The 23,966-nt window shown below is 63.0% G+C and carries 25 protein-coding genes; 6 read left to right on the top strand and 19 right to left on the bottom strand.

The features are described 5' to 3' along the window. Positions 1-17: 17 nt before the first annotated feature. Genes LG409_RS12810 through LG409_RS12795 form a run of 4 tightly spaced genes read right to left on the bottom strand, consistent with a single transcriptional unit; the run spans position 18 to position 3,611 of the window. Entirely contained in the window at positions 18-1,058 is a 1,041-nt protein-coding gene (locus tag LG409_RS12810) for a YcjF family protein (protein WP_193460706.1), read from the bottom strand. Further along, positions 1,055-2,443, bottom strand: a complete 1,389-nt coding sequence (locus LG409_RS12805) for a YcjX family protein (protein ID WP_227406828.1) — start codon at positions 2,441-2,443, stop codon at positions 1,055-1,057. The genes LG409_RS12810 and LG409_RS12805 overlap by 4 nt, the downstream gene beginning before the upstream one ends. Positions 2,444-2,489: 46 nt before the next feature. After that, on the bottom strand, positions 2,490-2,681 hold the full coding sequence (locus LG409_RS12800; protein ID WP_016914514.1) for a hypothetical protein: 192 nt from the start codon (positions 2,679-2,681) through the stop codon (positions 2,490-2,492). Between the two features lie 60 nt (positions 2,682-2,741). After that, positions 2,742-3,611: a D-hexose-6-phosphate mutarotase gene (locus tag LG409_RS12795; RefSeq protein ID WP_227406827.1), complete on the bottom strand. Its 870-nt coding sequence runs from the start codon at positions 3,609-3,611 to the stop codon at positions 2,742-2,744. A gap of 129 nt (positions 3,612-3,740) precedes the next feature. Between LG409_RS12795 and LG409_RS12790 the strand changes: the two genes are divergently transcribed. The 4 genes from LG409_RS12790 (at position 3,741) to LG409_RS12775 (ending at position 8,620) form a co-directional block, all read left to right on the top strand. Next, on the top strand, positions 3,741-3,983 hold the full coding sequence (locus tag LG409_RS12790) for a GlsB/YeaQ/YmgE family stress response membrane protein (protein WP_009098790.1): 243 nt from the start codon (positions 3,741-3,743) through the stop codon (positions 3,981-3,983). A gap of 172 nt (positions 3,984-4,155) precedes the next feature. Further along, complete coding sequence (locus LG409_RS12785; RefSeq protein WP_227406826.1) at positions 4,156-6,621, top strand: DUF1266 domain-containing protein; 2,466 nt, start codon at positions 4,156-4,158, stop codon at positions 6,619-6,621. 211 nt (positions 6,622-6,832) lie between these two features. Next, positions 6,833-7,375: a C40 family peptidase gene (locus tag LG409_RS12780; protein WP_144981639.1), complete on the top strand. Its 543-nt coding sequence runs from the start codon at positions 6,833-6,835 to the stop codon at positions 7,373-7,375. 54 nt (positions 7,376-7,429) lie between these two features. After that, the gene (locus LG409_RS12775) at positions 7,430-8,620 is read left to right on the top strand and encodes an MFS transporter (protein WP_039176294.1); all 1,191 of its coding nucleotides are present in this window, start codon (positions 7,430-7,432) and stop codon (positions 8,618-8,620) included. On the opposite strand, the gene LG409_RS12770 is transcribed toward LG409_RS12775, so the two are convergent. From LG409_RS12770 to LG409_RS12750, 5 genes are read right to left on the bottom strand one after another with little or no spacing between them, the layout of a single operon-like run. Continuing rightward, positions 8,617-9,231 carry an ABC transporter ATP-binding protein gene (locus LG409_RS12770; RefSeq protein ID WP_144981636.1) on the bottom strand — a complete coding sequence of 205 codons (615 nt, stop codon included), beginning with the start codon at positions 9,229-9,231 and terminating at the stop codon, positions 8,617-8,619. The genes LG409_RS12775 and LG409_RS12770 overlap by 4 nt on opposite strands. Beyond that, complete coding sequence (locus tag LG409_RS12765) at positions 9,224-10,045, bottom strand: ATP-binding cassette domain-containing protein (RefSeq protein WP_144981633.1); 822 nt, start codon at positions 10,043-10,045, stop codon at positions 9,224-9,226. Before LG409_RS12765 ends, LG409_RS12770 begins: the two co-directional genes overlap by 8 nt. A 33-nt stretch (positions 10,046-10,078) precedes the next feature. Continuing rightward, the gene (locus LG409_RS12760; RefSeq protein ID WP_144981630.1) at positions 10,079-10,876 is read right to left on the bottom strand and encodes an ABC transporter permease; all 798 of its coding nucleotides are present in this window, start codon (positions 10,874-10,876) and stop codon (positions 10,079-10,081) included. Beyond that, on the bottom strand, positions 10,873-11,868 hold the full coding sequence (locus LG409_RS12755; protein WP_096922587.1) for an ABC transporter permease: 996 nt from the start codon (positions 11,866-11,868) through the stop codon (positions 10,873-10,875). Before LG409_RS12755 ends, LG409_RS12760 begins: the two co-directional genes overlap by 4 nt. Beyond that, positions 11,847-13,424, bottom strand: coding sequence for an ABC transporter substrate-binding protein (locus LG409_RS12750; RefSeq protein ID WP_227406825.1), 1,578 nt, complete (start codon positions 13,422-13,424; stop codon positions 11,847-11,849). Before LG409_RS12750 ends, LG409_RS12755 begins: the two co-directional genes overlap by 22 nt. A 106-nt stretch (positions 13,425-13,530) precedes the next feature. On the opposite strand from LG409_RS12750, the gene nikR reads away from it, so the two are divergent. Beyond that, the gene (gene nikR, locus LG409_RS12745; protein ID WP_016914504.1) at positions 13,531-13,932 is read left to right on the top strand and encodes a nickel-responsive transcriptional regulator NikR; all 402 of its coding nucleotides are present in this window, start codon (positions 13,531-13,533) and stop codon (positions 13,930-13,932) included. Between the two features lie 63 nt (positions 13,933-13,995). Here nikR and LG409_RS12740 read toward each other — a convergent pair whose 3' ends face one another. After that, positions 13,996-14,478 carry an FKBP-type peptidyl-prolyl cis-trans isomerase gene (locus LG409_RS12740; RefSeq protein WP_081195595.1) on the bottom strand — a complete coding sequence of 161 codons (483 nt, stop codon included), beginning with the start codon at positions 14,476-14,478 and terminating at the stop codon, positions 13,996-13,998. Positions 14,479-14,656: 178 nt separating this feature from the next. On the opposite strand from LG409_RS12740, the gene LG409_RS12735 reads away from it, so the two are divergent. After that, positions 14,657-14,938 carry a hypothetical protein gene (locus tag LG409_RS12735; RefSeq protein WP_039176271.1) on the top strand — a complete coding sequence of 94 codons (282 nt, stop codon included), beginning with the start codon at positions 14,657-14,659 and terminating at the stop codon, positions 14,936-14,938. A gap of 174 nt (positions 14,939-15,112) precedes the next feature. Here the strand turns inward: LG409_RS12735 and LG409_RS12730 are convergent, their stop codons facing one another. The 9 genes from LG409_RS12730 to LG409_RS12690 all read right to left on the bottom strand — a co-directional run bounded on the left by LG409_RS12730 (position 15,113) and on the right by LG409_RS12690 (position 23,867). Then, positions 15,113-15,580 (bottom strand): glycine zipper 2TM domain-containing protein, encoded by a 468-nt coding sequence (locus LG409_RS12730; RefSeq protein ID WP_039176269.1) that lies wholly within the window; start codon positions 15,578-15,580, stop codon positions 15,113-15,115. A gap of 259 nt (positions 15,581-15,839) precedes the next feature. Further along, positions 15,840-17,438 (bottom strand): isocitrate lyase, encoded by a 1,599-nt coding sequence (locus LG409_RS12725; protein WP_039176266.1) that lies wholly within the window; start codon positions 17,436-17,438, stop codon positions 15,840-15,842. A 381-nt stretch (positions 17,439-17,819) separates the two neighbouring features. Beyond that, on the bottom strand, positions 17,820-18,245 hold the full coding sequence (locus LG409_RS12720) for a GNAT family N-acetyltransferase (protein ID WP_081137491.1): 426 nt from the start codon (positions 18,243-18,245) through the stop codon (positions 17,820-17,822). Between the two features lie 3 nt (positions 18,246-18,248). After that, positions 18,249-19,427, bottom strand: a complete 1,179-nt coding sequence (locus tag LG409_RS12715) for a cupin domain-containing protein (RefSeq protein ID WP_227406824.1) — start codon at positions 19,425-19,427, stop codon at positions 18,249-18,251. 48 nt (positions 19,428-19,475) lie between these two features. Next, positions 19,476-20,861 (bottom strand): adenylosuccinate lyase, encoded by a 1,386-nt coding sequence (purB, locus tag LG409_RS12710; RefSeq protein WP_016914497.1) that lies wholly within the window; start codon positions 20,859-20,861, stop codon positions 19,476-19,478. 94 nt (positions 20,862-20,955) lie between these two features. Further along, positions 20,956-21,594, bottom strand: a complete 639-nt coding sequence (gene hflD, locus LG409_RS12705; RefSeq protein ID WP_218313610.1) for a high frequency lysogenization protein HflD — start codon at positions 21,592-21,594, stop codon at positions 20,956-20,958. Beyond that, the gene (gene mnmA, locus LG409_RS12700) at positions 21,591-22,748 is read right to left on the bottom strand and encodes a tRNA 2-thiouridine(34) synthase MnmA (protein WP_144981616.1); all 1,158 of its coding nucleotides are present in this window, start codon (positions 22,746-22,748) and stop codon (positions 21,591-21,593) included. The genes hflD and mnmA overlap by 4 nt, the downstream gene beginning before the upstream one ends. 73 nt (positions 22,749-22,821) lie before the next feature. Next, entirely contained in the window at positions 22,822-23,268 is a 447-nt protein-coding gene (locus tag LG409_RS12695; protein ID WP_227406823.1) for an NUDIX domain-containing protein, read from the bottom strand. Further along, entirely contained in the window at positions 23,265-23,867 is a 603-nt protein-coding gene (locus LG409_RS12690) for a pseudouridine synthase (protein ID WP_227406822.1), read from the bottom strand. The genes LG409_RS12695 and LG409_RS12690 overlap by 4 nt, the downstream gene beginning before the upstream one ends. Positions 23,868-23,966 lie beyond the last annotated feature (99 nt).

Raw genomic sequence — 23,966 nt, 5'->3', positions numbered from 1 at the left:
GACGCGCTGTGACAGGCTTACTCCTTGTGCCGCGTGGCGGCAGGGGCGGGCTCTTTGTCCAGCCGTTTGAGCTGTCGCCAGAGATCCTGGCGCAGGTCGGCCAGCCGCGGCTGCTCTTCCGGGCTGAAAGCCACCGGCCGACACAGGCGCTGGGCGCGCAGCCCCAGGCGGGCGCTCAGCAGCCCCGTGGCCAGCCCCTGGCCTGCGCGTGCCGACAAGCGCCCTGCCAAATCCAGCGAGAGCATGTTGACGCTGGCATCGGTGGCCAGTTCGCTGGCTCCGGCAAAGGCCATGTTGTGCAACACATGGCGAAACAGCCGTAAGCGGCTGGCGTAGCCGAGCTCCAGCCCGTACAGGCGGCTGAGCCTGTCTACCATGGCCAGGCTGCGCCAGGCCACTAGGGCCATATCCACCAGCGTCAGCGGGCTGACCGCCACCATGATGGCGGTTTCACCCGACATGCGGGTAATCAAACGCTGGGCTTCCCGGTCTCGAGGGGCCAACAGGTGGTAGCGCAGCAGCGTATGGATCTCTTCCCCGCTATGGTGGGGCTGGCAGGCGCGCTGAAAGGCTAGCCAGTGAGGGTCGTCGTTGCCGAGCTTCAACTGCTGGCGGAGCTGTTCGGCCATGGCCAGCGCCTGCTTGCCGGAGCGCTGGGGCAGTTCGGCCAGATTGGCCCGCAGCCGGTCATGGCGCTTGAGCCGCCCCAGACGGCCAATTTCCTTCAACAGCGAGACACCGCCCAGGCCAATCAGGCTGATACCGAAGAGCTGCCAGGCCATGGTCAGCCACTGGGACTGGGCGAGCGCATCGGGGATACCGGTGACCAGTTCCACGGTGCCCAGCGTGGCACCGCCTGCCAGCGCAAACATCAGCCCCCAGCGGCGCTTGCGGGGAGCGCCCAGGGTTTCTTCCGGCAGGGCTTTCAGCTCGGCCTGGGTGGCCAGCGGCTGGTGGGTGTCCGTGGCGGCAAAGCGCTCGTGCTGACGCAGGGTCTCTGCGGCGGGCTCGGGGGGCGCTTCGCTATGAAAGTCGCGGCGGGGCTGAGGGTTGCTCATGACAGTTTATCTCCAATCAGCCAGTCGATCGCGGCGTCCATACGGATGTGGGGCAGCGCCTCGCCGTTGGCGGGCATCGGGCGGAAACTCGGGAAATCGAACCCCTGCTGCTGCCAGAAATCGGCCCTGGGCAAGCGGCTGGGCACGTCGCCTGGGTAGACCAGCACCTCTTCGTCTTCCAGGGTGGTGCCTTTGAGGGCCGGGCTGCGCTGACCGTCGTGGAGCACTTCCCGGGCCTCGGTGGCGCGGATGGCGGCCAGCGACAGCGCTTTGACGGGAATGTCCGCGTAGCGCAGGTCCTTGAGCGGCTCCGCCAGCAGCGCTTCCAGCAGGGTCACCACATGGGGGTGCTGGTCGGGGGTGACATGGTCGGCTTTGGTGGCGGCAATCGCCAGCCGGTCGATTTTGGGCGCGAACAGCCGGGTCAACAGGCTGCGCTTGCCGTAATCGAAGCTCTGCATCAGCTGATGCAGCGCTTTGGAAAGGTCCTCGAAACGCTCCGGCCCCGCGTTGAGCGCGCCGAGCACATCCACCAGCACGATCTGTCGGTCAAAGCGCCGGAAGTGGTCGCGATAGAAGGGCCGTACCACTTGCTGCTGATAGTAACGAAAGCGCGATGCCAGCGTGGCGTAGAGGCTCGTGGCCGGAAGCGCGTCGAGACGCTCCTGGGGAGTCTCCAGTCCAGGCAAGGGAAAGAACTGCAGCACCGGCGCGCCGTCCAGCTCGCCCGGCAGCAGGAAGCGGCCCGGCTGCAGGTCGGAAAAGCCCGCCTGCTTCGCGCGACGCAGCCCCAGCGCATAGGCCTCCGCCAGGCGTGCCAGGTGCGCTTCATCCGCCTCGGCGCTGGGGTCCAACTGCGCGGTCTCGGCCAGCCACTCACTGAACAGCGCCCGGCGGTGCGGCCCCAGATGCTGGGTCTGCTGCTGGCTCCAGCTGTAAAAGTCATGCTGCAGCAGGGGAAGATCGAGCAGCCACTCGCCGGGATAATCGAACAGGTCCAGGGTCAGGTGGGCGATCTCGGGGGTGAGCCAGCCCGGCCTTGCTGGGCGATAACGCAGCTGCAGGCGCAGCTCGCTGATGCCTCGGGTCGGCTCCGGCCAGCGCGGCGGGGTGTCGTTCAGCGCGCTCATGCCCGGGTCGTAGGGGAAGCGCGGCACGCCCATGTCAGGCTGGCTCAGCCGCTGGGCGCCCAGCAGCCTGCCTTCCCGGGCCACGGGCAGCAAGTCAAGCTGTGCTTCCACGCCGGCGTGGCGTAGCTGATTGACCAGCGAGGTCAGAAAGGCCGTCTTGCCCGCCTGGGAAAGGCCGGTGACGGCCAGACGCAGCTGGCGATCCCGGCTGCGTTCCAACAGGTTGCCTAGTTCACGACTCAACGGCTGGCGCATAACGACTCTCTCGCAGGCAGGGCATGGGAAGCAGGGCAGGGCGGCATCAGTAGCGTAGCATCAGCGTCAGCTGATAGAACATCGGCATCGTGGCAATCTGAAAGCCGATGACGGCAATCACATAGCCTGGCCACTTGCGCGACATTTTTTGTGCCAGCGTCAGCCCCACGATACACACCACCATACCCACAAGATTGAACGCGATGGTCGCGGCCTCAAGCATATCTTGAGGGTTCATAGTAGCTCCTTACTCGATGGCAGACAGGCCTACCTTACCAAGGGCTGGATGAATCCAGCATTAACCGCGACTTAATGTCGTACCCAGCAGGTGCTGGGCGCCGGGCACCAGCCATACGGGGTCCAGGCGCGTATTGGCCGCCTCTACGCAGACGAAATGGCGGCCCGCCTCGGCGGGGGTGTCGCTGGGCAGGTCGCTGTCGGGATGCCATACCACCGTCGAGTCGCTGGACTGCTTGGCGATGCGCAGAGCGCGTACACCGTCGTTGAGCAGGACGGCTTCGTTGGTATGGTAGATGCGGTCGACGGCGCCCCGGATGGCCAGCGTGCCTTGCTGCTGTGCTTCGCTGAAGTCGCGCAGCTTGTCCAGATAGCGGGCGCCGGAAAGCCCTTCCAGGCGGCACTGATGCACGTCATCGACAGCCAGGTAGGTATGCAGTGCGCCGCTGGTCTTGACCGGTGCCTCGCCGATGTTTTCGGTAATCAGCTCGACATTGAGGCGCTGGGCGTTGGCTTGAACCACCAGCCGAGCGGTCAGTTGGCTGTGCAGGGGCTGGGTGGGTGACAGGTGCACCTCGATGCCTTCCGCATGATCGTCCACGGCGTCCAGGCGCCACGGGGCGTGGCGAGCCAGGCCGTGGAAGGGGCCGTTGCGCTCGGGGCTCTCGTCGGCATAACGCTCGTCGGCAAACCAGGGCCAGCACAGTGGGATGCCGCCACGAATCGCTCCCGGCATCGCCTGGGGCGTGGGCGTCACCCATAGCCAAGCCTGCTCGTTGCGCGGTTGAAAGTGCAGCACCTGGGCACCCTGCAGGCTGATCACCATGCTGCCCCAGTCCATGTTGAACAGCGCGACGTCGCGCCCTTGCCAGGTAGCCGGTTGGTGGCCATCGACATCGGCAAGCAGCTGTGTGAGGGAGTCGGGAATCATGGGAAGTCCTTGTAAGAAGGCCTTGTGAGTAAAGGCAACAAATGGGCAGCACCCTGGCGCTGTGTGCTATGGTAGAACAACCATAGGCGAAAGTTAAAACCCCAGGCTAGGTAAAACCAAGGAGGATGTATGGGCTTTATTGCGTGGTTGATCATTGGTGGTTTGGCTGGCTGGATTGCTGGCAACATCATGCGCGGCGGCGGTTTTGGCGTGCTGGGCAATATCGGGGTAGGTATCATTGGCGCCTTGGTCGGGGGCTTCTTGTTCAGTCTTCTGGGCCTTCAGGCGGGCGGTTTCATTGGTTCGCTGGTGACGGCGACCGTGGGGGCCGTGGTGTTGTTGTGGGTCATCAGTAAAGTCAAAAGCGCTTAGCGCTTCTCTCGGTTGTTCCCTACGCTGCCCGGCCCTTGTGCTGGGCAGCGTTGTTTTGTGCGCGGGCTATCGGTCTTGGCGTTAGTTTCCGTTACACTATGGCGCTTTTGGCAGCCCTGCCTCCGCGCGGTATTGCTTTCATGGATCGCTTTCTGTTTCTTCGAGGTGTCTTTTGGCCGATGCACTAAATGCCTGGTGGGCTCAACAGCTGGTGCTGTGTGATTGGGCTTTCACACCGCACCCCTTGGCGGTAGATGCAGTGGCGGCCGAACAGCGCCTGCTGCAGCTGGGCATCACGGACCGCGGGACGTTGGCGGATCAGCTGTTTTTTGCACTGGGCGCGCCTGCCGGTCACGCAGACCGACTGCTGAGCGCCCTCGAGTGGGCCGCATTGGGTGGCGCCGCTGGCTGGCTGGCACCGGATCAGGCTCAGCGCTGGGCGCATCACGTGGCGCGGCGTATCACCACGGATTACAGCGACCTGCGCGGCTGGCTGGCCGACCTGCGCCGGGCCATGGGTGCCAAGGGCTGGGAAACCGGCGCCGATGACCGATTCATCGACGCCTGCCAGGCGCTGGCCGACCTTGAAAGCGACGGTGAGGGCATCACCTGGCCTGCGCTGGAGGCGGCTTTGGCTAAGTTGCCGCCGCCCGCCTCGCTGTGGCCCGATGCGCCTGAGGCGCGGCCCTGGCGGCTGGGCGCCCTGTTCCGGCCGGTGATGTGCTATCCCGCCAGCGCCGCCGACTGGCCCGAGGCCCGCGCCTGGATGGAGCGTGTCTGGCAGGTCTACGACCGCGAGCAACTGCTCGAAGTGATGCTATGGCTGAGCGCTCAGGGCGAGCGTCAGCGCTGGGACATCGAGGCCCGAGAGCTGTTGAGCATGGATCATGCCCAGCGTCAGGAGTGGCAGCGCGGTGTCGAGCAGGAGTCTGCCCATGCGCCCGTATTGACCACCTTCGTACATCAGGGGGAGCCCCTGGAGTGGGCGGCCTGGGACTGGCTGCGGCTGGTCGAACTGGCCTGGGCGGGCGTTTGCAGCGGCTGGCTGAGCCAAGCCGAAGCAGACGATCTGGCGGCCCACGCGGCTGACCTGGTTGGCCGTCGTTACCATGACTGGCATGCCATGCTGAAGGCTTACCTGCGTGGTCAGAGCCTGTTCGAGGGTGTCGATCGCCGGGGCATGACGCCTTCGCCACGCCACAAGCTGTTGATGCACGCCCCGTTCAGCCCATGGAAACAGGCGCCCAGCGCCCTGCTGGACGATGCCACCCGCGACGCTTCACGTCAGCGCATCCGCAGCTGGCGCAATACCCCTCATCATTGGCTGCTGGCGCTGGCAGGGGTGCGTGAACCCGATGTAATGCTGCGCCAACTGAACCCTGCGGCACCGATCAGCGAGCAGCGCCGCACCGATGCAGCGGTGTATCTGCAAGAGTCGTTGGGGCTGCATGCCGACGAAGGGCATCAAGTGCTGGCGCGCTACTGGTTGCCAGCTCAGGCACACCACCTGAATCAGCTGGCGGCAGATGCCGTCCATGGGGTGATGCCGCCTTCGCAGACCCATTTCGGCCAGCCTACCCCCGACGAGCTGAAGCAGCGCAATGCGGTGAAAGGCGTCAGCCGACACGCCGCCACCATTCACATGGCCGAGAAGTTCGCGTTCTATCTCCACATGGCGCTGGACAGTGGGCTGTTCGAGCGCGAACCGCTCATGGAGCATGCCAGCGCGTTGCGCAGCTGCCTGTGCCGTTTCTATGCCTCGCCCAAACGCTTGCTGGAAGCATGGTTTGCCTGGGAAAGCTGCCTGCCGGAGCCCGAGCACGACTCCTTGATCAGTGAAATTGCCTGGCACCTCGAGGATCCCGGCAGCCTGTTTCACTGGCTGAACTGGCAGCCAGACGCCTGGTGCGAGCCGGGTGAGCGGCCTACGCTGAGCCACTTTACGGCGATGTCTCTGGTGGGGCCATTGAATAGCGCCGTATGGAGCGAGCCACAGCTGGAGAGCCCGCGCGAATGTGCAGATATTCGCGAGTGGGTCGAAAGCCACTACCACCTGACCAGCGCCGACGACATGCAAGAGTTCCTCAGCTTCATGCTGGAGGCCGGGGACCGTCAGGAGTACCAGATCAATTACGCGCCCTACACGTTGAACCCTGAGCGGCTGGCGGCAGAAATCGCCATTCTCGAATCGGGCGACTGCGGCGAAGAGGAGCGCCACCATCTGCTACGGTTGCGCCGAGTGAGCGCCAACGAGGACGGCTGTAACGACGTCGACATGGCCGCGTGGGATATTGCTCAGCTCGTGGATCTGGCCATCGCTGCCCGGCAGTTGGGCTGGCTGGACAAGCAGGCCTTTGCCGACGTGCTGGATCGCGCCTATCAGCTGGCCGCAGACCATTATGCCGGTTGGCAAGAGTATGCGGCGGGGATGTACGCCGGGTTCTCGTTCTTCATGGGGGAAACTCCCGAGCGTGAGAGCTTTCTGGCGGGCTTTCGGCAAGCGCTGGTGGCCTGGCTATGCGGCGCCCCCATTCTGGCGGGGCCCTGGGCCAGCCTGGATTTTCCGGGCAATAAACCGCGCCATTTTGCGCCGCTGCATATCGATACGTTGCCGGGAGATCAACGTATTTTGCATTGAGACTCGCCAAGCATAGGAGAACTGGCTTATAGTCCAGGCTTTGTGTAAATGAGTTTTCTCATGCTCTGCCCACTTTTTCTTATACATTTGTCAAGAGGTTAATCGCATGGTTGCGTTGCCACACCCCGCTGTGACCGCTGTCCGTGTTGTAAGTGTTTGTGTTTTCGTAGCGTTGTTGGCTGGTTGTGCAGGCTCCGGCACACGCCAGAACATGGAGCCCCCCGAGGATTACTTCTCGATGGTGCTGCCAGGCATGGGTGGCGCCACGCCGCAGATGTCGCCAGCCGATCCGATCATGGCGCAATTGCGCAGCATGCAGACCCCACCACCTACGGTGATTCGCCAAGCCCTCCTCGAACAGCACCAGCGTTGGGCAGGCACTCCCTACCGAGTCGGGGGAACCACCGAAAGGGGTATCGACTGCTCTGCACTGGTCAGACATGTTTTCCGCGATACGTTCAATATGGAGCTTCCGCGCTCCACCCAGGATCAGGTGCATGAGGGACGCTCGATCGACCGCCAAGAGCTGCAGGCGGGCGATCTGGTCTTCTTCCGCCCCCCAGGACGCTACAATCATGTCGGGATCTACGTCGGTGACGGCCACTTCCTGCATGCTTCCACCTCGCAAGGGGTGATCATCTCGAGCCTGGATAACAGCTATTGGCAGCGCTACTACTGGCAGTCACGCCGAACGCTGGAACCGACCAATCTTGCTCAGCTGAATGGTCGGTTCGAACAATCCTATCTTCCGTAGCCTTGGGCCCCTTGTGTATCGGGGGCCATCGCGCCAATTGACCATGGACATGGCATGATTGAAGCGAAAACGCGCGCCTGGTGGCGCGCGACGGCAGCACTCTGCCTCGGCTCTTTTCTGGTATTCATCAACCTGTATGCCCCGCAGCCCTTGCTGCCCGAGTTGAAAGAGGCATACGGCGTTTCTACCCTGGGCATCAGCCTGCTGATGTCGGCTTCCACCTTGTCGTTGGCACTGGCCCTGCTGGTCTTTGGGCCGCTTTCCGATGCCATTGGCCGTGAAGCGATCATGCGTTTCACGCTGCTGTTGGCGGGTGGCCTGTCCCTGGCGCTGGCTTTCGCGCCCACCTTTGAAAGTCTGCTGCTGCTGCGCTTGCTGCAGGGCTTCGTGCTGGGTGGACTGCCCGCCGTGGCCATTGCTTGGATGGGCGATGAGTTCGACAAGCCCGCCCTGCTGAGCGCCGTGGGGCTCTATATCGGGGCCAATTCGCTGGGGGGCATCAGCGGCCGCATCGTTGGCGGGGGAGCGTCGGCAGTGGGTGGCCCAGGCGCTGCGTTTCTGGCCGTGGGCGCCATGACGATCATCGGCTGCGTGCTGTTCTGGCGGCTGCTGCCCAACAGCCGGGCCTTCCAGCCCAAGCGGTTCGAACTACGCCAGGCGCTGAGTGATCTGGCAGGCCACCTGCGTACGCCCGTATTGCTGGCAGCTTACTGTCTGGGCGGCATCAATTTTCTCATTTTCATCAATCAGTACAGCTACATCACTTTTCGCTTGGCAGAGGCGCCTTATCATTTGGCGGCCAGCGGGTTGGGGCTGATCTTCCTCACTTACCTGGGCGGTACTCTAGGCTCGACGGTCTCCGGTAAACTGGCCGGGCGTTTCTCTCCCGCCAGCTGTATTGGCATGGGCATCGTCATCCTGATGCTGGGGACGGCCATTACTCTGGCGGAGTCGCTGGTGGGGATTCTGGTGGGATTGACCATCAATGCGTTTGGCTTCTTTCTGGCCCACTCGCTGGCTTCCAGCTGGGTGGGGCGCTACGCCCAGGGCGCCAGGGGCAGTGCATCGGCGCTGTATCTGGTGTTTTACTACCTTGGGGCGAGTATCGGGGGCTTCTGGCTGGAGCCGTTCTGGCGTTGGGCGCAGTGGCAGGGGGTGGCCGTAGGGTCCTGGCTACTGCTGGCCGTGACCCTGATGATTGCGCTGGGGATGCGGCGCGTCGAGCGTCGTCTGGCCAGCGCTTAGTCGCTCCTTAGCTGTCCGTCGGCCAGGTGCAGGTGCCGGGTACAAAGCCGGTTCAATAGCGCCGTGTCGTGGCTGATGACCAGCACGCCCAGCCCCTGGCGTTCGGCGTGGGCCTTCACGGCTTGCCACAGGCTGAGTTGGGTCAGTGGATCCAGCATCGTCGAAATCTCATCGGCGATCAGATAGCGCACACCCGGGGCCAGGGCGCGTAGCACACACACCCGCTGCAGCTCGCCCCCGGACAGCTCCCCCGGAAAACGCTTCAGCCACGCGGGCCGAATACCGAACGCTTCCCTCAGCGTCTGTGGCGGTGTCCAGGCCTCTTCCAATAATCGTGCCACCCGCCAGCGCGGATTGACCGCCCGTTCCGGCGATTGAGGCAGCCACTGCACGGGGCGCAGGCCTCGTGAGGGCAAGGGCTTTCCATCGATGTGCAAAAAGCCGTGACGTGGTGCCCAGTGGCCCGCCAGTACTCTGCCCAGCGTCGACTTGCCTGCCCCGGAAGCACCGCTCAAACCGACCCACTCGCCCCGTGCCAGCGCCATCGACAGCGCCTGGAACAGCGGTGGCTCGCGGCCAAACCCGAAGGTGAGCTGGTGGGCTTCAAGCAAGGCTGGGCTCCTGAACATGAGGCTGGATGGGTAAGGTGCCGAAGGCGTTGTCGGGCAGCGCTTGCCAAAGTGCTTTGGCATAGGCGCTGTGCAGCTGCTCCCCTTGGCCATGAAAGGCCCGGGCCGAGGTCGTTTCCACGGCGCGTCCCTGGCGCATGATGGTCACCCGGTGGGCAATGGGCAAGGCATGGCGCAGGTCATGGGTGATCAGCAGGACAGCTTTGCCCTCTTTGGCCAGTGCCTGCAGGGTAGCCAGCACGCGGTCTCGCTGGGCCGGGTCCAGCCCGACGCTGGGTTCGTCGGCAATCACCACGCGGGCATGGCCGGCCTGGGCCATGGCCACCAGCACCCGCCTGGCCATGCCGCCGGAAAGCTCATGGGGGTAGCGCCGCGCCGCATGGGCAAGCTGGTAGTGCTGCAGCAGGTCGTGGCTGCGTGCTTGAGCGCTGACGCGGGAAAGGCCTGCGCGGCGAGCAGCCCAGCGTATCTGGTGCTGGCTGCGGGCCAATGGGTCCAGGGCGTTCAGGGTCTGTGGAATCAGCGTCAGTTCACGGCCACGCAGCTGGCGCTGGCGCTCGGGCGTCAAGAGGTCGCCCTGGAAGGTCAGAGTGCCGTGCTGCCGTGCTGCGGGCGGCAGCAGGCCCAGCAGGGCGTGGGCCAGCAGGCTTTTGCCGGATCCGGACGCGCCGACCAGGGCGTGTACTTCCCCCGCCTGAATGTCCAGCGAAAGCGATTCGATCACGGGTGACCACTCGCGCTTCCACCAGCGGGGGTAGTGGGGCAGGCTCAGGCTCCAGTCGGTGATCTCCAGCATGTTTGGCTCCCTTGATGGTTGAAAACGCTGGCCTTACAGGGCCTGGCGCAGCTGTGTGGCCAGCCGTTGAATGGCCAGCACCATCAGCAGCAGTCCTAGCCCCGGAAACACGCCCAGCCACCAATAGCCGCCGCTGAGATAGCGCATGGCGTCGGCCAGCAGCACGCCGATGGCGGGCTGGTTGGGGTCCAGGCCGACGCCGAGAAAGGTCAGAGCCGCTTCGTGCAGAATGGCGTGGGGAAACAGCAGTAACGCACCCACTACGCAGTGGGGCCAAAGGTGGGGCACGAAGTGCTGGGCGACGATGTACCCCGGCCCTTTGCCAAAGCCTTTCGAGAGCGCCACGTACTCGGCCTCGCGCAGGCTGAACAGCTCGGCGCGAAACACCCGCGCCAGGCCAGGCCAGTGGGTAATGGCCACGGCGATGATCACGGCCTGGGTGCCCCCGCCCAGCGCAAAGGCGATGAGCAGCAGTAAAATGAGGTGGGGCACGCTGAGCAGCGTATCGATCAGCAGCGACACCAGTGCATCCAGGGTGTTCGATAGCGCGGCCAGGCTGGCCAGCAGCAGGGCGATGGCCGTGCCCAGCAGGGCCGCGCTCAAACCGACCCAAAAACTCAGCGCCAGCCCCGCCAGGGTACGCGCCCATAGCTCCCGGCCCAAGGCATCGGTACCGAACCAGTGGAGCAGGCTGGGTGACTGTAAACGTGCCTCGAACTGCATCTGCTGGGGGCTGTCACCCAGCCACAAACGGCTGCTCAACAGCAGCATCAGCAGGGCACTGAAGAGCACCAGGTAAACGGCGGCGGCCAGGCGTGGCTGTGTGTTCATGGGCTGTGTGCCAGACGGATGCGCGGGTCGGTCACCCGTGCCAGGGCATCGGCGGTCAGGTTGCCGATACTCACGAACAGCGCGGTGAACAGGGCAATGGCCAGCAGCAGGGGAACATCGCTGCGCAGCCCCGCCGCCACGGTGGCCTGGCCCAGCCCCGGGTAGGCGAAGACCTGCTCCACGAGAATGGAGCCGCCAAACAGCTCGCCCAGCGAGGCAAAGGCCAGGGTGATGGCCGGGAGGCTGGCGTGGCGCAGCCCGTGCCGCCAGGCGATATCGGTGCGGCTAGCGCCCTGGGCAAAGGCGTGTAGCGCCGTGTCCGAGCGCATGAAGGCCACCATTCTGGCGCGGGTGTGCAGGGTGATGGTGGCCATGCTCAATAGCGCCAGGGTCGTCACCGGCAGCACCAGATGGTGCAGACGAGTGGCGAACGTGACGTCGCGGCTGACCACCCCCGTGGGGCCTGCGCAGCAGGTGGGGGTCCAGCCCAGGGTCACCGAAAACAGCAGCAGTGCCAGAATGGCCAGCCAGAAAGTGGGCGTCGAGGCGGTCACGAAGGCGTAACCGCTGATCAAGCGGTCGAGCAGCGAGCCTTCCCGGCTGCCTGCCACGATACCCAATGCCACGCCCAGCACCAGTGACAGCAGCCAGGCACTGAACAGCAGCCAGAACGAGCGCTGAAAGCGCAGGCTGATGACGTCACCTACCGGCTGTTGGTACACATGGCTCCAGCCCAGCTCGCCGCTGGCCAGTTGACGCAGCCACTGGCCGAACTGCACGGCTGCCGGTTCATCGAAGCCCCATTGTGCGGCGATCAGGGCGCGCTGCTCGGGGCTTACCTGGGCCATCTGCGGGCCCAGGTAGGCGTCGATGGGGTCGATGGGCGAGAGCATCATCAGGCCGAAGGCGAGACCGGCCACGCACAGCATGACCAGCCCCAGCCGCAGGCTTCTCAATAGCAGCCAGCGGGCTAGTGGCACGTCCAGCGCCACTCGAGCAGGTTGGCGGTAATCGGCCAGCCGTGTCCATGGGGGGCCACGCCCAGCTCGCCAACGTCCAGACACGGGTCAGTGGCATAGACATGGGTCAGGTTGACCATCCAGGCCCAGCTGGCGTCGCCCTGCAGGCCATAGCCGGTGCTGCCATCCCATTGGGCTGCTTGCCAGTGTGGGTTGGCTTCTTCGGCGCTGGCGGCGGCCTGGGCGGCCTCCAAGTGCTGGTCGACGCGCTCATTGGTGTAAAAGCCGCTGTTGTAGAAGCCAAACCCGGCGTGTTCGCTGTGGAAGAGATAGTAGATCTCTTGCGGGCTATGGCTGCCAAAGCCAAATACGATGGCATCCTGGTGCAGGGCTTCCCGCTGAATTTCATCCCAATGGCGGCCGGTGGGCTGCATCTCGATGCCCAGCGGGCGTACCATCTCCGCGCTGATTTGCGCGAGCTGCTGGCGAGTCGTATCACTGGCCGGGTAGGTGAGCCGGAAGCGAGCAGGCTGCCCTTCCTTGTAGCGCAGGCCATCGTCTGCGCGCAGCCAGCCTGCTTCCTCCAGCAGCGCATTGGCCTGCTCCAGGTCGAAATCGATGGTTTCATCGGGGTGCCCCCAGGGCAGGCCATCGGCAGGGCCATACGCCGGGCGGCCAAACCCGTTCAGGGCCACGTCCACCAGCGTGTCGCGGGATAGCGCCAGGTTGATGGCCTGGCGAATGGCCGGATCGGACGTGACATCGTTGCCAATCGGGGCACCGTTGGCCGCGCGCTCCCCGCTGTCGGGCTGCATGGGAAACAGAATCCCGCGATTATCGACGCTCTCCATCAGGACCCGCTGCATCTGGCCCGGCATGGTGCTGGCCAGCGCCTGGGGAATGACGGCCAGGTCGAGCTGACCTGCCTGAGCAGCGCTTAGCGTGCCTGCCTCATCGGTAAACAGAAATACCAGGCGCTCGAAGGCCGGAGCAGGGCCGTAAAAATAGGGGTTACGCTCGACGATCAGCTGCTCACCTTCCTGCCACTCCACCATGCGGTAGGGGCCAGAGCCCAGCGGCTGGCGGCCGTAACCCGCATGATGGCCATTTTCCCGCTCGGCATCAGGTACAATGCCCAGGGTCATCAGCTGGTCGATGAAGGTGATGCGAGGGGATTTCAGGGTAAGCGTGACGGTGTGGTCATTCACGGCGTCGGCATGTGCCAGCGCGCTGAGGTCGGCTCGGCCTCCCGCCGTGGCGGCGGCATTGAAGGTATATGCCACATCCCGAGCGGTGAGCGGCGTGTCATCGGCAAACCGAACGTCCTCGCGCAGATGCAGTGTCCAGGTCAACTGGTCGTCCGACAGGGACCATTCGGTGGCCAACCCCGCTTGAGGGGTAAAATCCTGGCCACGGGTGAGCAGCGTGGACTGAAACAGCGGGCTACCGTATTGCCCCCAGCCCAGCAGCGGGTCGAAGCCCTGGTCTGGCTCGCCGCCGATGGCAAGCACCAACTGCTCTTTGGCCAGCGCGGGAGCGCCGAGCGCCAGACATGTGCTGGCAATGGTCAGTAGTATCGAACGACGCATGGAGCACCCTGTGATGAATAAGTATGATGTTTTTACAATAACATCATACTCGTGCGGCGGGTAGTCAACAGGTCCATTCTACGCTCGGGTGAGCAAAGGAGAACGTATGCAACGTATTACCGTGACGCTGGATGAAGAGCTGCTGCGCGAGGTGGATGCCTTGATGCAGCAACGTGGCTATCAGAACCGTTCCGAGGCCATTCGAGACCTGACCCGCAGCGGGCTGACTCAGGCCAAGGAAGAGGTCGCGCCGGATGCCCCGTGCATGGGGGCTTTGGTGTATGTCTACGACCATGCGGCACGGGAGCTTTCCAAACGGCTGACCCGGCACTCCCACGACCACCACGACCTCACGCTGTCGACGCTGCATGTGCATATCAATCATGACAGCTGCCTGGAAGTGGCGCTGCTCAAAGGGCAGGGGAGTGCCCTGAAGCAGTTTGCCGACGAAGTGACCTCGTCACGCAGCGTACGCCATGGGCAGCTGGTACTGATTCCTGGCGAATAAGGGGCAGGGAAACGGCCACAAAAAAGGCGGCCTGCAGGCCGCCTGGATGACGATGGCTTACGCTCAGTGGTGAACGCCGCCTTCGCCGTGCACGTGTCCGTGCTGAACTTCTTCTTCGCTTGCTTCACGAACGGTAGCAATCTCAACGTCGAAGTTCAGGTGCTGACCTGCCAGCGGATGGTTGCCATCCACGACGACGGTGTCACCTTCCACTTTCGTGACGGTGACCATCAGCGGGCCGCCCTGGGTCTGGGCCTGGAACTGCATGCCCGGCTCGATGCTCTCGACGCCCTGGAAGGCATCGCGAGGAACTTCCTGCATCAGCTGCTCCTGAACTTCACCGTAACCCTCGGCAGGGGCTACCTTGACGTTCAGTTTGTCGCCTGCGGCGCGGCCTTCCAGCTCTTTTTCCAGGCCCGGGATGATGTTACCGGCACCGTGGAGGTAGGTAAGCGGCTCACGGCCTTCGGAACTGTCCAGCACTTCACCTGCATCGTTGGTCAGAGTGTAGTGAAACGCGACAACCGAGTTTTGCGCAATTTGCATTGAATAACCTTTCGGTGAGTGCATGTCCCAACATGGTAACGCGTGTGGGCTGGCTTGTCAGGGGGTAAGCCGGGTTTTTAACCCCCACGCCTTTGGCACTATTGCGCCCGGCAGTGACCAGCGATACCCTACCTTTACCCTTTTTCCATAAGCTAACGAAGTGTGATCGGAGCTTGATATGACTGTTTTCCTGATTTGGGTGGTAGCCTTCGTGCTGATTGCCTACTTTGCCAACAAGCGTTGGGACAATGGCTTTAGCCAAGGGCTGGACAAGCTGTTGCCCGGTGTCTTGAAGACCCATGGCGAGAATCGCCACTTGTGGGTAGCGGCCATTGCGATCCTGGGGGCCACCACACTGGTGCGTCCGGTCGATATTCTGCTGGTGGCTCTGCTGCTGGCGTTGATCGGATTCATCGTGTTCAAGCTGGCCAACTGGGCCAGCAACAAGGTGACTCACTAACCCTGCCCAATGGGTGGCATGTGCTGTACCTCGCCACCCGTTGTTCACGAATGGCCTGAAATGGCTTGAAGCAGACATGAAAAAGCCCGTCCACTCTGGTGGACGGGCTTTTTTTTCGAGACCGCACTTTTGCAGGCGCTGGTCAGCCATGACCCGCGCGGGTGCGAGGGGCGATCAGTAGGGGGCAACGCTCAGATTGGCGCCGCTGCCAATCAGGCGCACACGCTGGCCAGCCTGGAACTGACGGTCGGCACGTTGAACGACGACCACATCGGTACCGTCGTCACGACGCACTTCCATTTCCAGTGCATTGACGCGGTTGACGCGGTCTTCTGCCGCCGTGCCTGCTACGGCACCGCCCAGCGCGCCTGCCACGGTGGCCAGTTGGCGACCTGTGCCACCGCCCACCTGGTTGCCCAGAATGCCGCCAATCACGGCGCCACCGCCACCGCCCAGCAGGTTGCCGGTACGGCTATCGGCTTGAATCTGTACCGGACGAACGGCCACGATGGTGCCATAGCTGACGCTCTGGCCCGTCTGCGCCTGGTTGCCGCGGTACACATCGCCCGAGTAGGTGGATGTGTTGGCACAGCCAGCCAGTGTCAGGATGCTCAACGCTGCAACGGGTAGTAAACGTTTCATTCAAACCTCCAGTAAGAATCAGCCCATATGGCTGTGAACGTCCGCAGATCAATGCGTGCGTATCATTATAGAACGGCGTTCGCTAAAAGATAACCAAAGCGTACGCTTTTGACCAGCCGTTTGGAAAAAAGGTCACAAAGTAGAGTGTAGACAGGCATTAAGAAAGCAGTGTGCAAAAAATCGACAGGCCATGAAGCACGCCGCAAAAAACACCACGGGGAGCCGTGGCTCCCCGTGGTGCGTTGCAGTGGCTGTGTGTTTAGCCAAACTGGTTCATGGTGTTGTCCTTGCCGCCGGCTTTCAGCGCAGCCTCACCATGGAAGAACTCCTTGTGATCGTCACCGATGTTGGAGCCTGCCATGTCCTGGTGCTTGACCGTGGCGATCCCCTGGCGAATTTCCTGACGCTGGACGCCTGCCACGTAGGCCAGCATGCCTTCGTCGCCGAAGTAGCCCTTGGCCAGGTTGTCGGTAGACAGCGCCGCCGTGTGGTAGGTGGGCAGGGTGATCAAGTGGTGGAAGATACCCGCTTCGCGCGCCCCGTCACGCTGGAAGTTGCGCGTCCACTCATCGGCCAGCTGCCCCAGCTCGGTGTTGTCGTATTCGACGCTCATCAGCTTGTCACGCTGGTAGGCCGATACGTCCTTGCCCTCTTTCTCCCAGGCGTCGAAGACCTGTTGACGGAAGTTCAGCGTCCAGTTGAAGGAGGGCGAGTTGTTGTACACCAGCTTGGCGTCCGGCACGACTTCGCGGATGCGGTTCACCATGCTGGCGATCTGGCCCACATGGGGCTTCTCGGTTTCGATCCACAGCAGGTCGGCACCGTTTTGCAGGCTGGTGATGCAGTCCAGGATCACGCGGTCTTCGCCGGTGCCTGGCTTGAACTGGTAGAGGCCAGAAGCCAACCGTTTGGGCTTGACCAGCTTGCCGTTCTGCTTGATGACCACATCGCCGTTGTTGATGTCCGAGGCGTTCTCGATGACATCGCCATCCAGGAAGCTGTTGTACTGGTCGCCCAGGTCGCCTGGCTCATTGGTGACGGCGATCTTCTGGGTCAAACCAGCGCCCAGCGAGTCGGTACGAGCGACGATGACGCCATCTTCGACGCCCAGCTCCAGAAAGGCGTAACGCACGGCGTTGATCTTGGCCAGGAAGTCTTCATGGGGCACGGTGACCTTGCCATCCTGGTGACCGCACTGCTTCTCGTCGGATACCTGGTTTTCGAGCTGAATGCAGCAGGCGCCCGCCTGGATGAATTTCTTGGCCAGCAGGTACGTGGCTTCGGCGTTACCAAACCCGGCATCGATGTCGGCAATGATCGGCACGATATGGGTTTCGTAGTTGTCGATCTTGCTGATCAGCTCTTTTTCTTTGGCGTTGTCGCCTGCGGCCTTGGCGTCGTCCAGCGCACGGAACAGGTGGTTGAGTTCCCAGGCATCGGCCTGCTTGAGGAAGGTGTAGAGTTCCTCGATCAGGTTGGCCACCGAGGTTTTCTCATGCATGGACTGGTCGGGCAGTGGGCCAAACTCGGAGCGCAGGGCTGCCACCATCCAGCCTGAAAGGTACAGGTAGCGACGCTTGGTGGTGCCAAAATGCTTCTTGATGGAAATCAGCTTCTGCTGGCCGATGAAGCCGTGCCAGCAACCCAGCGATTGGGTGTACTGGGAGGTGTCGGCATCGTAGGCGGCCATGTCGTCACGCATGATCTTGGCGGTGTAACGAGCAATGTCCAGGCCGGTATGGAAGCGGTTCTGGGCACGCATGCGAGCGGCGTATTCAGGTTTGATCGCTGACCACTTGCCGCCTTGGGCTTCGCGCAGTTGGGCCATGGCTTTGATATCGTCGAGCAGTCCTGACATGAGCTGATTCCTCCAGGGTTATCGTCGTTCGCAGGCTAGCTTGTTGTTATGCTGCACCTGCGAGATAGCGTTCAGCATTGTGCAATTTTGCGGCGCTGTCTCTAGGCCAATCGTCTCTCAGTAAAACGTCGTGCCTCGGCGCTTGGCGTCACACAGCGACATGGCGTAAGAGCTGAGAGCCAACGTCGCTGCAGTGCAATAACTATCGGTCAGGCAGCTGCATTCAACAATTGTCACTTCGGGGCAGGGGGCGTTGTAGTCCGACGACATCGACTACGTCGAACGCCCTGTTTGTGTAGTCGTTTTTCGCCTGTTGGACGCAAAAAAAAGCGCCGCTTTCTCAGCGGCGCTATAACGCGTGTTCGATGGCCTGGTGGCGGGTTACAGCACCAGGGTCATTTCGCGGTGGGGGATGCCGGCATCCATGAAGACCTCGCCATGGGCTACGAAGCCTAAACGCTCATAGAAGGCGAGGGCGTGTAGCTGGGCGCTGAGGGCCGCGTGGCGATGGCCTGCCTCGCGGGCAGCGGCGATGGCAGCCTCCATGAGTCGATAGCCAATGCCCGCGCCCCGTGCGCTGCTCAACACCGCTACGCGACCAATATGGCCGTCGGGCAGCAGGCGCGCGGTACCCACCGGCTCGTCATTCAGCGTGGCGAGGAAGTGCAGGCATTCGCCATCCCGGCCATCCCACTCCTCTTCCTGAGGAACCTGCTGCTCATCGATGAAGACCACGCGGCGAATCAACGACGCCGCGTCGCCCAGTTCACGCCAGTCGCCTTGTTGCACGGTGGTGGCTGTGTTCACGCCTTACTCCTCGTCGTCTTCACCCATGAAGCCCAGGCTGCCGCTATTGATCAGCTGCGTGAGCAGCGCTGCCGCACCGTCCAGTTCCAGCACCTCGTCGTACATGGGCTCCGGGTCGGCGACCCGCTTGGCCAGCGCTTCCGAGCAGGCGTGCCCGTCGCCATCCACGAACAGCGTGGTGCCGGCGGCATCGCTGCGCCAGGCAAAGCGCGAACCGGGCATATGGAACAGCGGCTCGCCCTGTTGTAGCTGAGCAACAAGCGCGGCCTCGTCCAGCGGCTCGTCCAGTGGCATCAGCTGGTCGACGTACTTGGGCTGAGTCATGACGCGGCCAAACCACTGGGCCATCTGCTCCGGTTTGTCCAGCGTCGAGAGGATGAATTGACGCATACGCTCGATGGCGGCGTCGTCCAGTTCGCCCTGATGCTGGGCCGGTGCCATGCCCGCGTCGCTGTAACGCTGGGATTCCGACATCTGCTCGCCCACGTAGTCGGCGTAGGAGGTGATGGCTTCGTCGGCCGAGGGAGCACGAAAACCCACTGAAATGGTCATGCAGTCGTCGGTCTGGCTGACCCCGTGATGCGCCCAGCCCGGCGGCAGGTAGAGCATGTCGCCCGGTGCCAGGGTCCAATCGGAGTCGGGTTCGATCTCGAAGGTTTCCAGAATACGCAGGTCGATGCCCTGCACGATCGGCGCGTTGTCCGGCTGCTTGCCGCCCAGCTGCCAGCGGCGATGGCCGCGGGCCTGCAGCAGGAACACATCGTACTGGTCGATGTGCGGGCCGACGCTGCCGCCGGGGGGCGCGTAGCTCACCATGATATCGTCCAGACGCCAGCGGGGCAGGAAGTCGAACTCGTCCATCAGCGCAGCAATGGAGGGCACGTAGTGGTCGACGGCTTGCACCAGCAGGCTCCAGTGGCCTTCGGGGAGGCGCTCGAAGGTAGCGTCATCGAAGGGACCGTGGGATACCTGCCAGGGGCCGTCAGGGCCGTTCTCTTCCACCAGCCGCGCTTCCACGCCCGGTTCGCAGGCCAGGCCTGCCAGCTCATCGGGGTCGATGGGGCTGACGAAGTCCGGGATAGCGCCACGAATCAGCAGGGGCTTCTGCTGCCAGTAGTGGGCCAAGAAGTCGGCGGGTGTTAAATCACCCAGCAGGGTGAGTGGCTTATCGTGATGACTCATGGCGTTATCCTGAAGTGAGTGAGCGGCACGGAACGAAACGGCGTGCGTTTATAGGGCCGCCAGCCGTTGCGGAAGGGCTTCGGCCTGCGCCTTCGCATTACCAATATAGCTGGCGGGCGAAAGAGATTTCAGCTCCTGTTTCACGTCGTCGGGCAGTGCCAGGGTGTCGATGAAGGCTGCAAAGCCTGCCTGGTCGATCTGCTTGCCGCGGGTCAGCTCCTTGAGCTTCTCGTAGGGCTTCTCGATGCCGTAACGACGCATGACGGTCTGAATGGGTTCGGCCAGCACTTCCCAGCTGTTGTCCAGGTCTTCGGCGAGTCTGGCCGGGTTGGCTTCCAGCTTGCTGATGCCTTTCAGACTGGCATGGTAGCCAATCAAACCGTAGGCCAGGCCGACGCCGAGGTTGCGCAGCACCGTGGAGTCGGTCAGGTCGCGCTGCCAGCGGGAGATCGGCAGTTTCTGGGCCAGATGGCTGAGGATGGCGTTGGCCAAACCCAGGTTGCCTTCGGAGTTTTCGAAGTCGATGGGGTTGACCTTGTGCGGCATGGTGGAGGAGCCGATTTCGCCTTCAACGGTGCGCTGCTTGAAGTAGCCCAACGAAATGTAGCCCCACACGTCACGATCGAAATCGATCAGGATGGTGTTGTAGCGGCACAGGGAGTCGAACAGCTCGGCAATGTAGTCGTGGGGTTCGATTTGCGTGGTGTAGGGGTTGAAGCTCAGTCCCAGCCCTTCCACGAACGTGCGCGCATTGGCTTCCCAGTCGATATCCGGGTAGGTGGTCAGGTGAGCGTTGTAGTTGCCCACGGCGCCGTTGATCTTGCCCAGAATCTCGACGCTTTCGATCTGTTTGAGCTGGCGCTTGAGGCGGTAGGCCACGTTGGCCATTTCCTTACCCAGGGTGGTGGGGCTCGCCGTCTGACCGTGGGTGCGCGACAGCATGGGCTGGCCAGCGTGGGCGATGGCCAGCTTACCGATTTCATCGGCCACTTCATGCAGGGTAGGCAGCATGGCTTTCAAGCCATCGGCCAGCATGACCCCGTAGGAGAGGTTGTTGATGTCCTCGGAGGTGCAGGCAAAGTGGATGAATTCGGTGACCGCATGCAGCTCGGCCTGATCGGCAATCTTCTCCTTGAGGAAGTATTCGACTGCCTTGACATCGTGATTGGTGGTGCGCTCGATCTCTTTAATGCGTTCGGCATCGGCCACTGAAAACTCACGAATCAACTGCTCCAGGAAGGCCGTGGCGGCTGCCGAAAGCGGCGGCACTTCGACGATCTGGCTGTGCTCTGCAAGGCGCTGCAGCCAGCGCACTTCCACGATCACGCGGGCACGGATCAAACCAAATTCGCTGAAGTGTTCACGCAGCGCTGCGGCTTTGGCACCGTAGCGGCCGTCAACAGGGGAAAGAGCGGTCAAGGCTGAGAGTTGCATGGCTTGGTTTCCAGGTTGGTCGAGAGTCAGTGATCGAGAGTCGGTGGTCGAACATCAGTGGTCGGGGGCGTCAGGCTGGCGAGGCAGCGTGCGTCTACCCCAGCTCATCCAGAGCGCGGCGCAAGGCCTTGCGCTGAAACACCAGTTTCCAGCGTCGGCCACCCTGTTGGTGCCACAGCAGCGCAAAGCGGATACCGGCCATGAGACAGGCGCGTACGCGTTCGGGCATCATGCGGGTCTGCAAAAGCGAGGGGTCACCCTGTACCACGATGCGGGTCTTTAGCGTGGAGAGGGTTTCCTGATAGGTTTCCCCCAGGCTTGCAATCACGTTTTCGTGGGTCGTGCCGAAGTGCTCTGCCTGCCCCTGCACGTGGGAGAGTTTCTGGCCCAGCAGGTCCATCATGGCCGTGTCGTTACGCAGCTTGTTCATCAACAGCAGCAGCGAAAAGCCGTAGCGCAGCACCACCGGATTGGCCTGCTTGCGGCCTACCAGAGCTTCCAGCGTTTCGAGCCCCCGGCGCAGGTTGTTGGGGTGGCCGCCGTAAATGGCCTCGAAGCTTTCGGGGTTGGTATCCACCGTGGCATGGATCAGCGTGTCCCAAGCGCGGGTGTCTACCTGCCCGGTGCGGGCCAGTTCGTCCACCAGGCTGGCGGCCTGAAAGACCCCGGCCAGAGCCAAGGCCTGGCGCGCTGCCGGAGAGTCGGGAGCACGATGAATGGGGGTGGCGCTCATGCCGCGGCCTCCGTAGTGTTCCAGGTGGCGCGAATTACGCCGCCGCCCAGACAGATGTCGTTGTCGTAGAGCACCAGCGATTGGCCGGGCGTCACGGCCCACTGCGGGTCATCGAAGATGACTTCGACGCTGCCGTCGGCCTGGGCGCGGATCTCGCAGGGGCAGTCGCTCTGGCGGTAGCGCGTCTTGGCGGTAAACCGGCCCTGCTGGGCAGGTGGCTCGCCTGCTACCCAGTCCATCGCTTCGGTGGCCAGAGCATTGGTATACAGCAGGGCGTGCTGCTTACCTTGCACGGCGATCAGCACGTTGCGCGTCAGGTCCTTGCCTGCCACGTACCAAGGGTCTTCGGGGTAGTTGGCTAGTCCACCAATTCCCAGGCCCTGGCGCTGGCCGAGGGTGTAGTACATCAACCCCATATGTTGGCCAATCACATCGCCTTCCGGTGTTTCGATGGTGCCTGGCTGAGCGGGCAGGTACTGCTGCAGGAAATCACGAAAGCGACGCTCACCGATGAAGCAGATACCGGTGGAGTCCTTTTTCCTGGCCGTCACCAGGTCGTGTTGTTCGGCCAGGGCGCGCACGGCGGGTTTCTCCAGCTCGCCGACGGGAAACAGCGTACGCGCAATGGCCGCTTCAGGTACGGCATGCAGGAAATAGCTCTGATCCTTGTTGGCATCCAACCCCTTGAGCAGCCGTGGTCGACCTGCGCGCTCGCCCTGGCGCACGTAGTGGCCGGTCGCGATCTTGTCGGCGCCGAGCATTTCGGCGTACTCCAGGAACACCTTGAACTTGATTTCCCGGTTACACAGGATGTCCGGATTGGGAGTGCGCCCCGCCTTGTATTCGGCCAGGAAATGCTCGAACACGTTGTCCCAATATTCGGCGGCGAAGTTGGCCGTATGCAGTTTGATGCCCAGCTTGGCACAGACCGCTTCTGCGTCGGCCAGGTCTTCCTTGGCAGTGCAGTATTCGGTGCCGTCGTCTTCATCCCAGTTCTTCATGAACAGGCCTTCGACTTCGTACCCCTGCTGAAGCAGCAGCAGAGCCGAGACGGATGAATCGACGCCTCCTGACATGCCCACGATGACCTTGCCAGTGGCGTGAGCGGCGGTGTCGGGGGTGGCCTGGGTAGCGGTGCCATGGGTGGATGTCATGGGCATCCTCTGTTGAAGTGGTATGCAAGTGGGCGGCGATTATACACGATGGGAGCCGGATGCTTCGAGTGCTTCACTCGCGGATCACGTCCAGCGGGTAGTGGCGACCTGCCAGGGCATCGTCGATACGCTGCAGCACCAGCGGGCTGCGCAGCCGACGCTCGCTGGCCAGCGCGGCGATCTCGGCGCGGGTCAACCAGTGGGTGGCCAGGATGTCGTTATCCAGCGGTGTGCCGAGCGAGTAGCGCGGCGTGGCCACGAAGCCGTGGCTGTGAAAGGTATCGCCCTGTTCGGTATGCAGCACGTAGAGGCCCAGGTAGCCGGTGAGTGAAACGTGCCAGGCGGTCTCTTCCCGAACTTCGCGAAGCATGGCGGCCATCGGGCCTTCACCCAGTTCGATATGGCCCGCGGGCTGGTTGAACAGCGTCAGCGGGCCACCCTTGTCCTCTTCGACCATCAGGAAGCGCTCCCCTTCGCGAATCACGCAGGCCACCGTGCTTCGAATGATCGGGCGGCTCATCGCGGCTTTCTCCGAGTTTGGCGGGTGCGCGCCGTTTTGGCCGGTGCCTGACGCGGCGCGTGGAGGGTTTCCTTGCGCCACTCGCCGGGCGCCAGCCCCTCCAGCCGCCAAGGCCCAATGGCCGCGCGTATCAGGCGCAGGGTAGGGAAGCCTACCTCCGCCGTCATGCGGCGTACCTGGCGGTTGCGGCCTTCACTGATGGTCAGCTCCAGCCAGCTGGTCACCGGGTGGCGCTTGGGGTCGACGGCGGGGGTTCGATCAGGCAGGTCGGGAGGCGCTATGCGCCGCGCCTTGGCGGGTAGCGTCGGGCCATCCTTGAGCATCAGCCCGGAGCGCAACCCGTGAAGGGCGTCGTCGGTGAGCTGGCCTTCCAGCTGTACCCAGTAGGTCTTGGGCTGCTTGTGGCGAGGGTGGGCAATGCGGTGAATCAAGGCACCATCATCGCTGAGCAGCAGCAGGCCTTCGGAGTCGTAATCCAGCCGACCTGCGGCGTAGACCCCGGGCACGCTGATCACGTCGGCCAGGGTGGCGCGGCCCTCCCGGTCAGTAAACTGGGAAAGCATTCGGTAGGGCTTGTGCAGTAAATATAGCGTGCTCATGGTCTCGAATAGCGGGTCAGTTGATTTGTCGACAATCGCTCATGCGATTACCGTGCAGCGCTGGTATACTCCGGCGCAGCCGTTTGAGATGTACCGGCG

Source organism: Halomonas sp. NyZ770 (assembly GCF_020616575.1).
Lineage (GTDB): Bacteria > Pseudomonadota > Gammaproteobacteria > Pseudomonadales > Halomonadaceae > Vreelandella > Vreelandella hamiltonii.
Note: the sequence above shows the minus strand (reverse complement) of the source record. Positions and strands in the feature narration are given on the sequence as shown.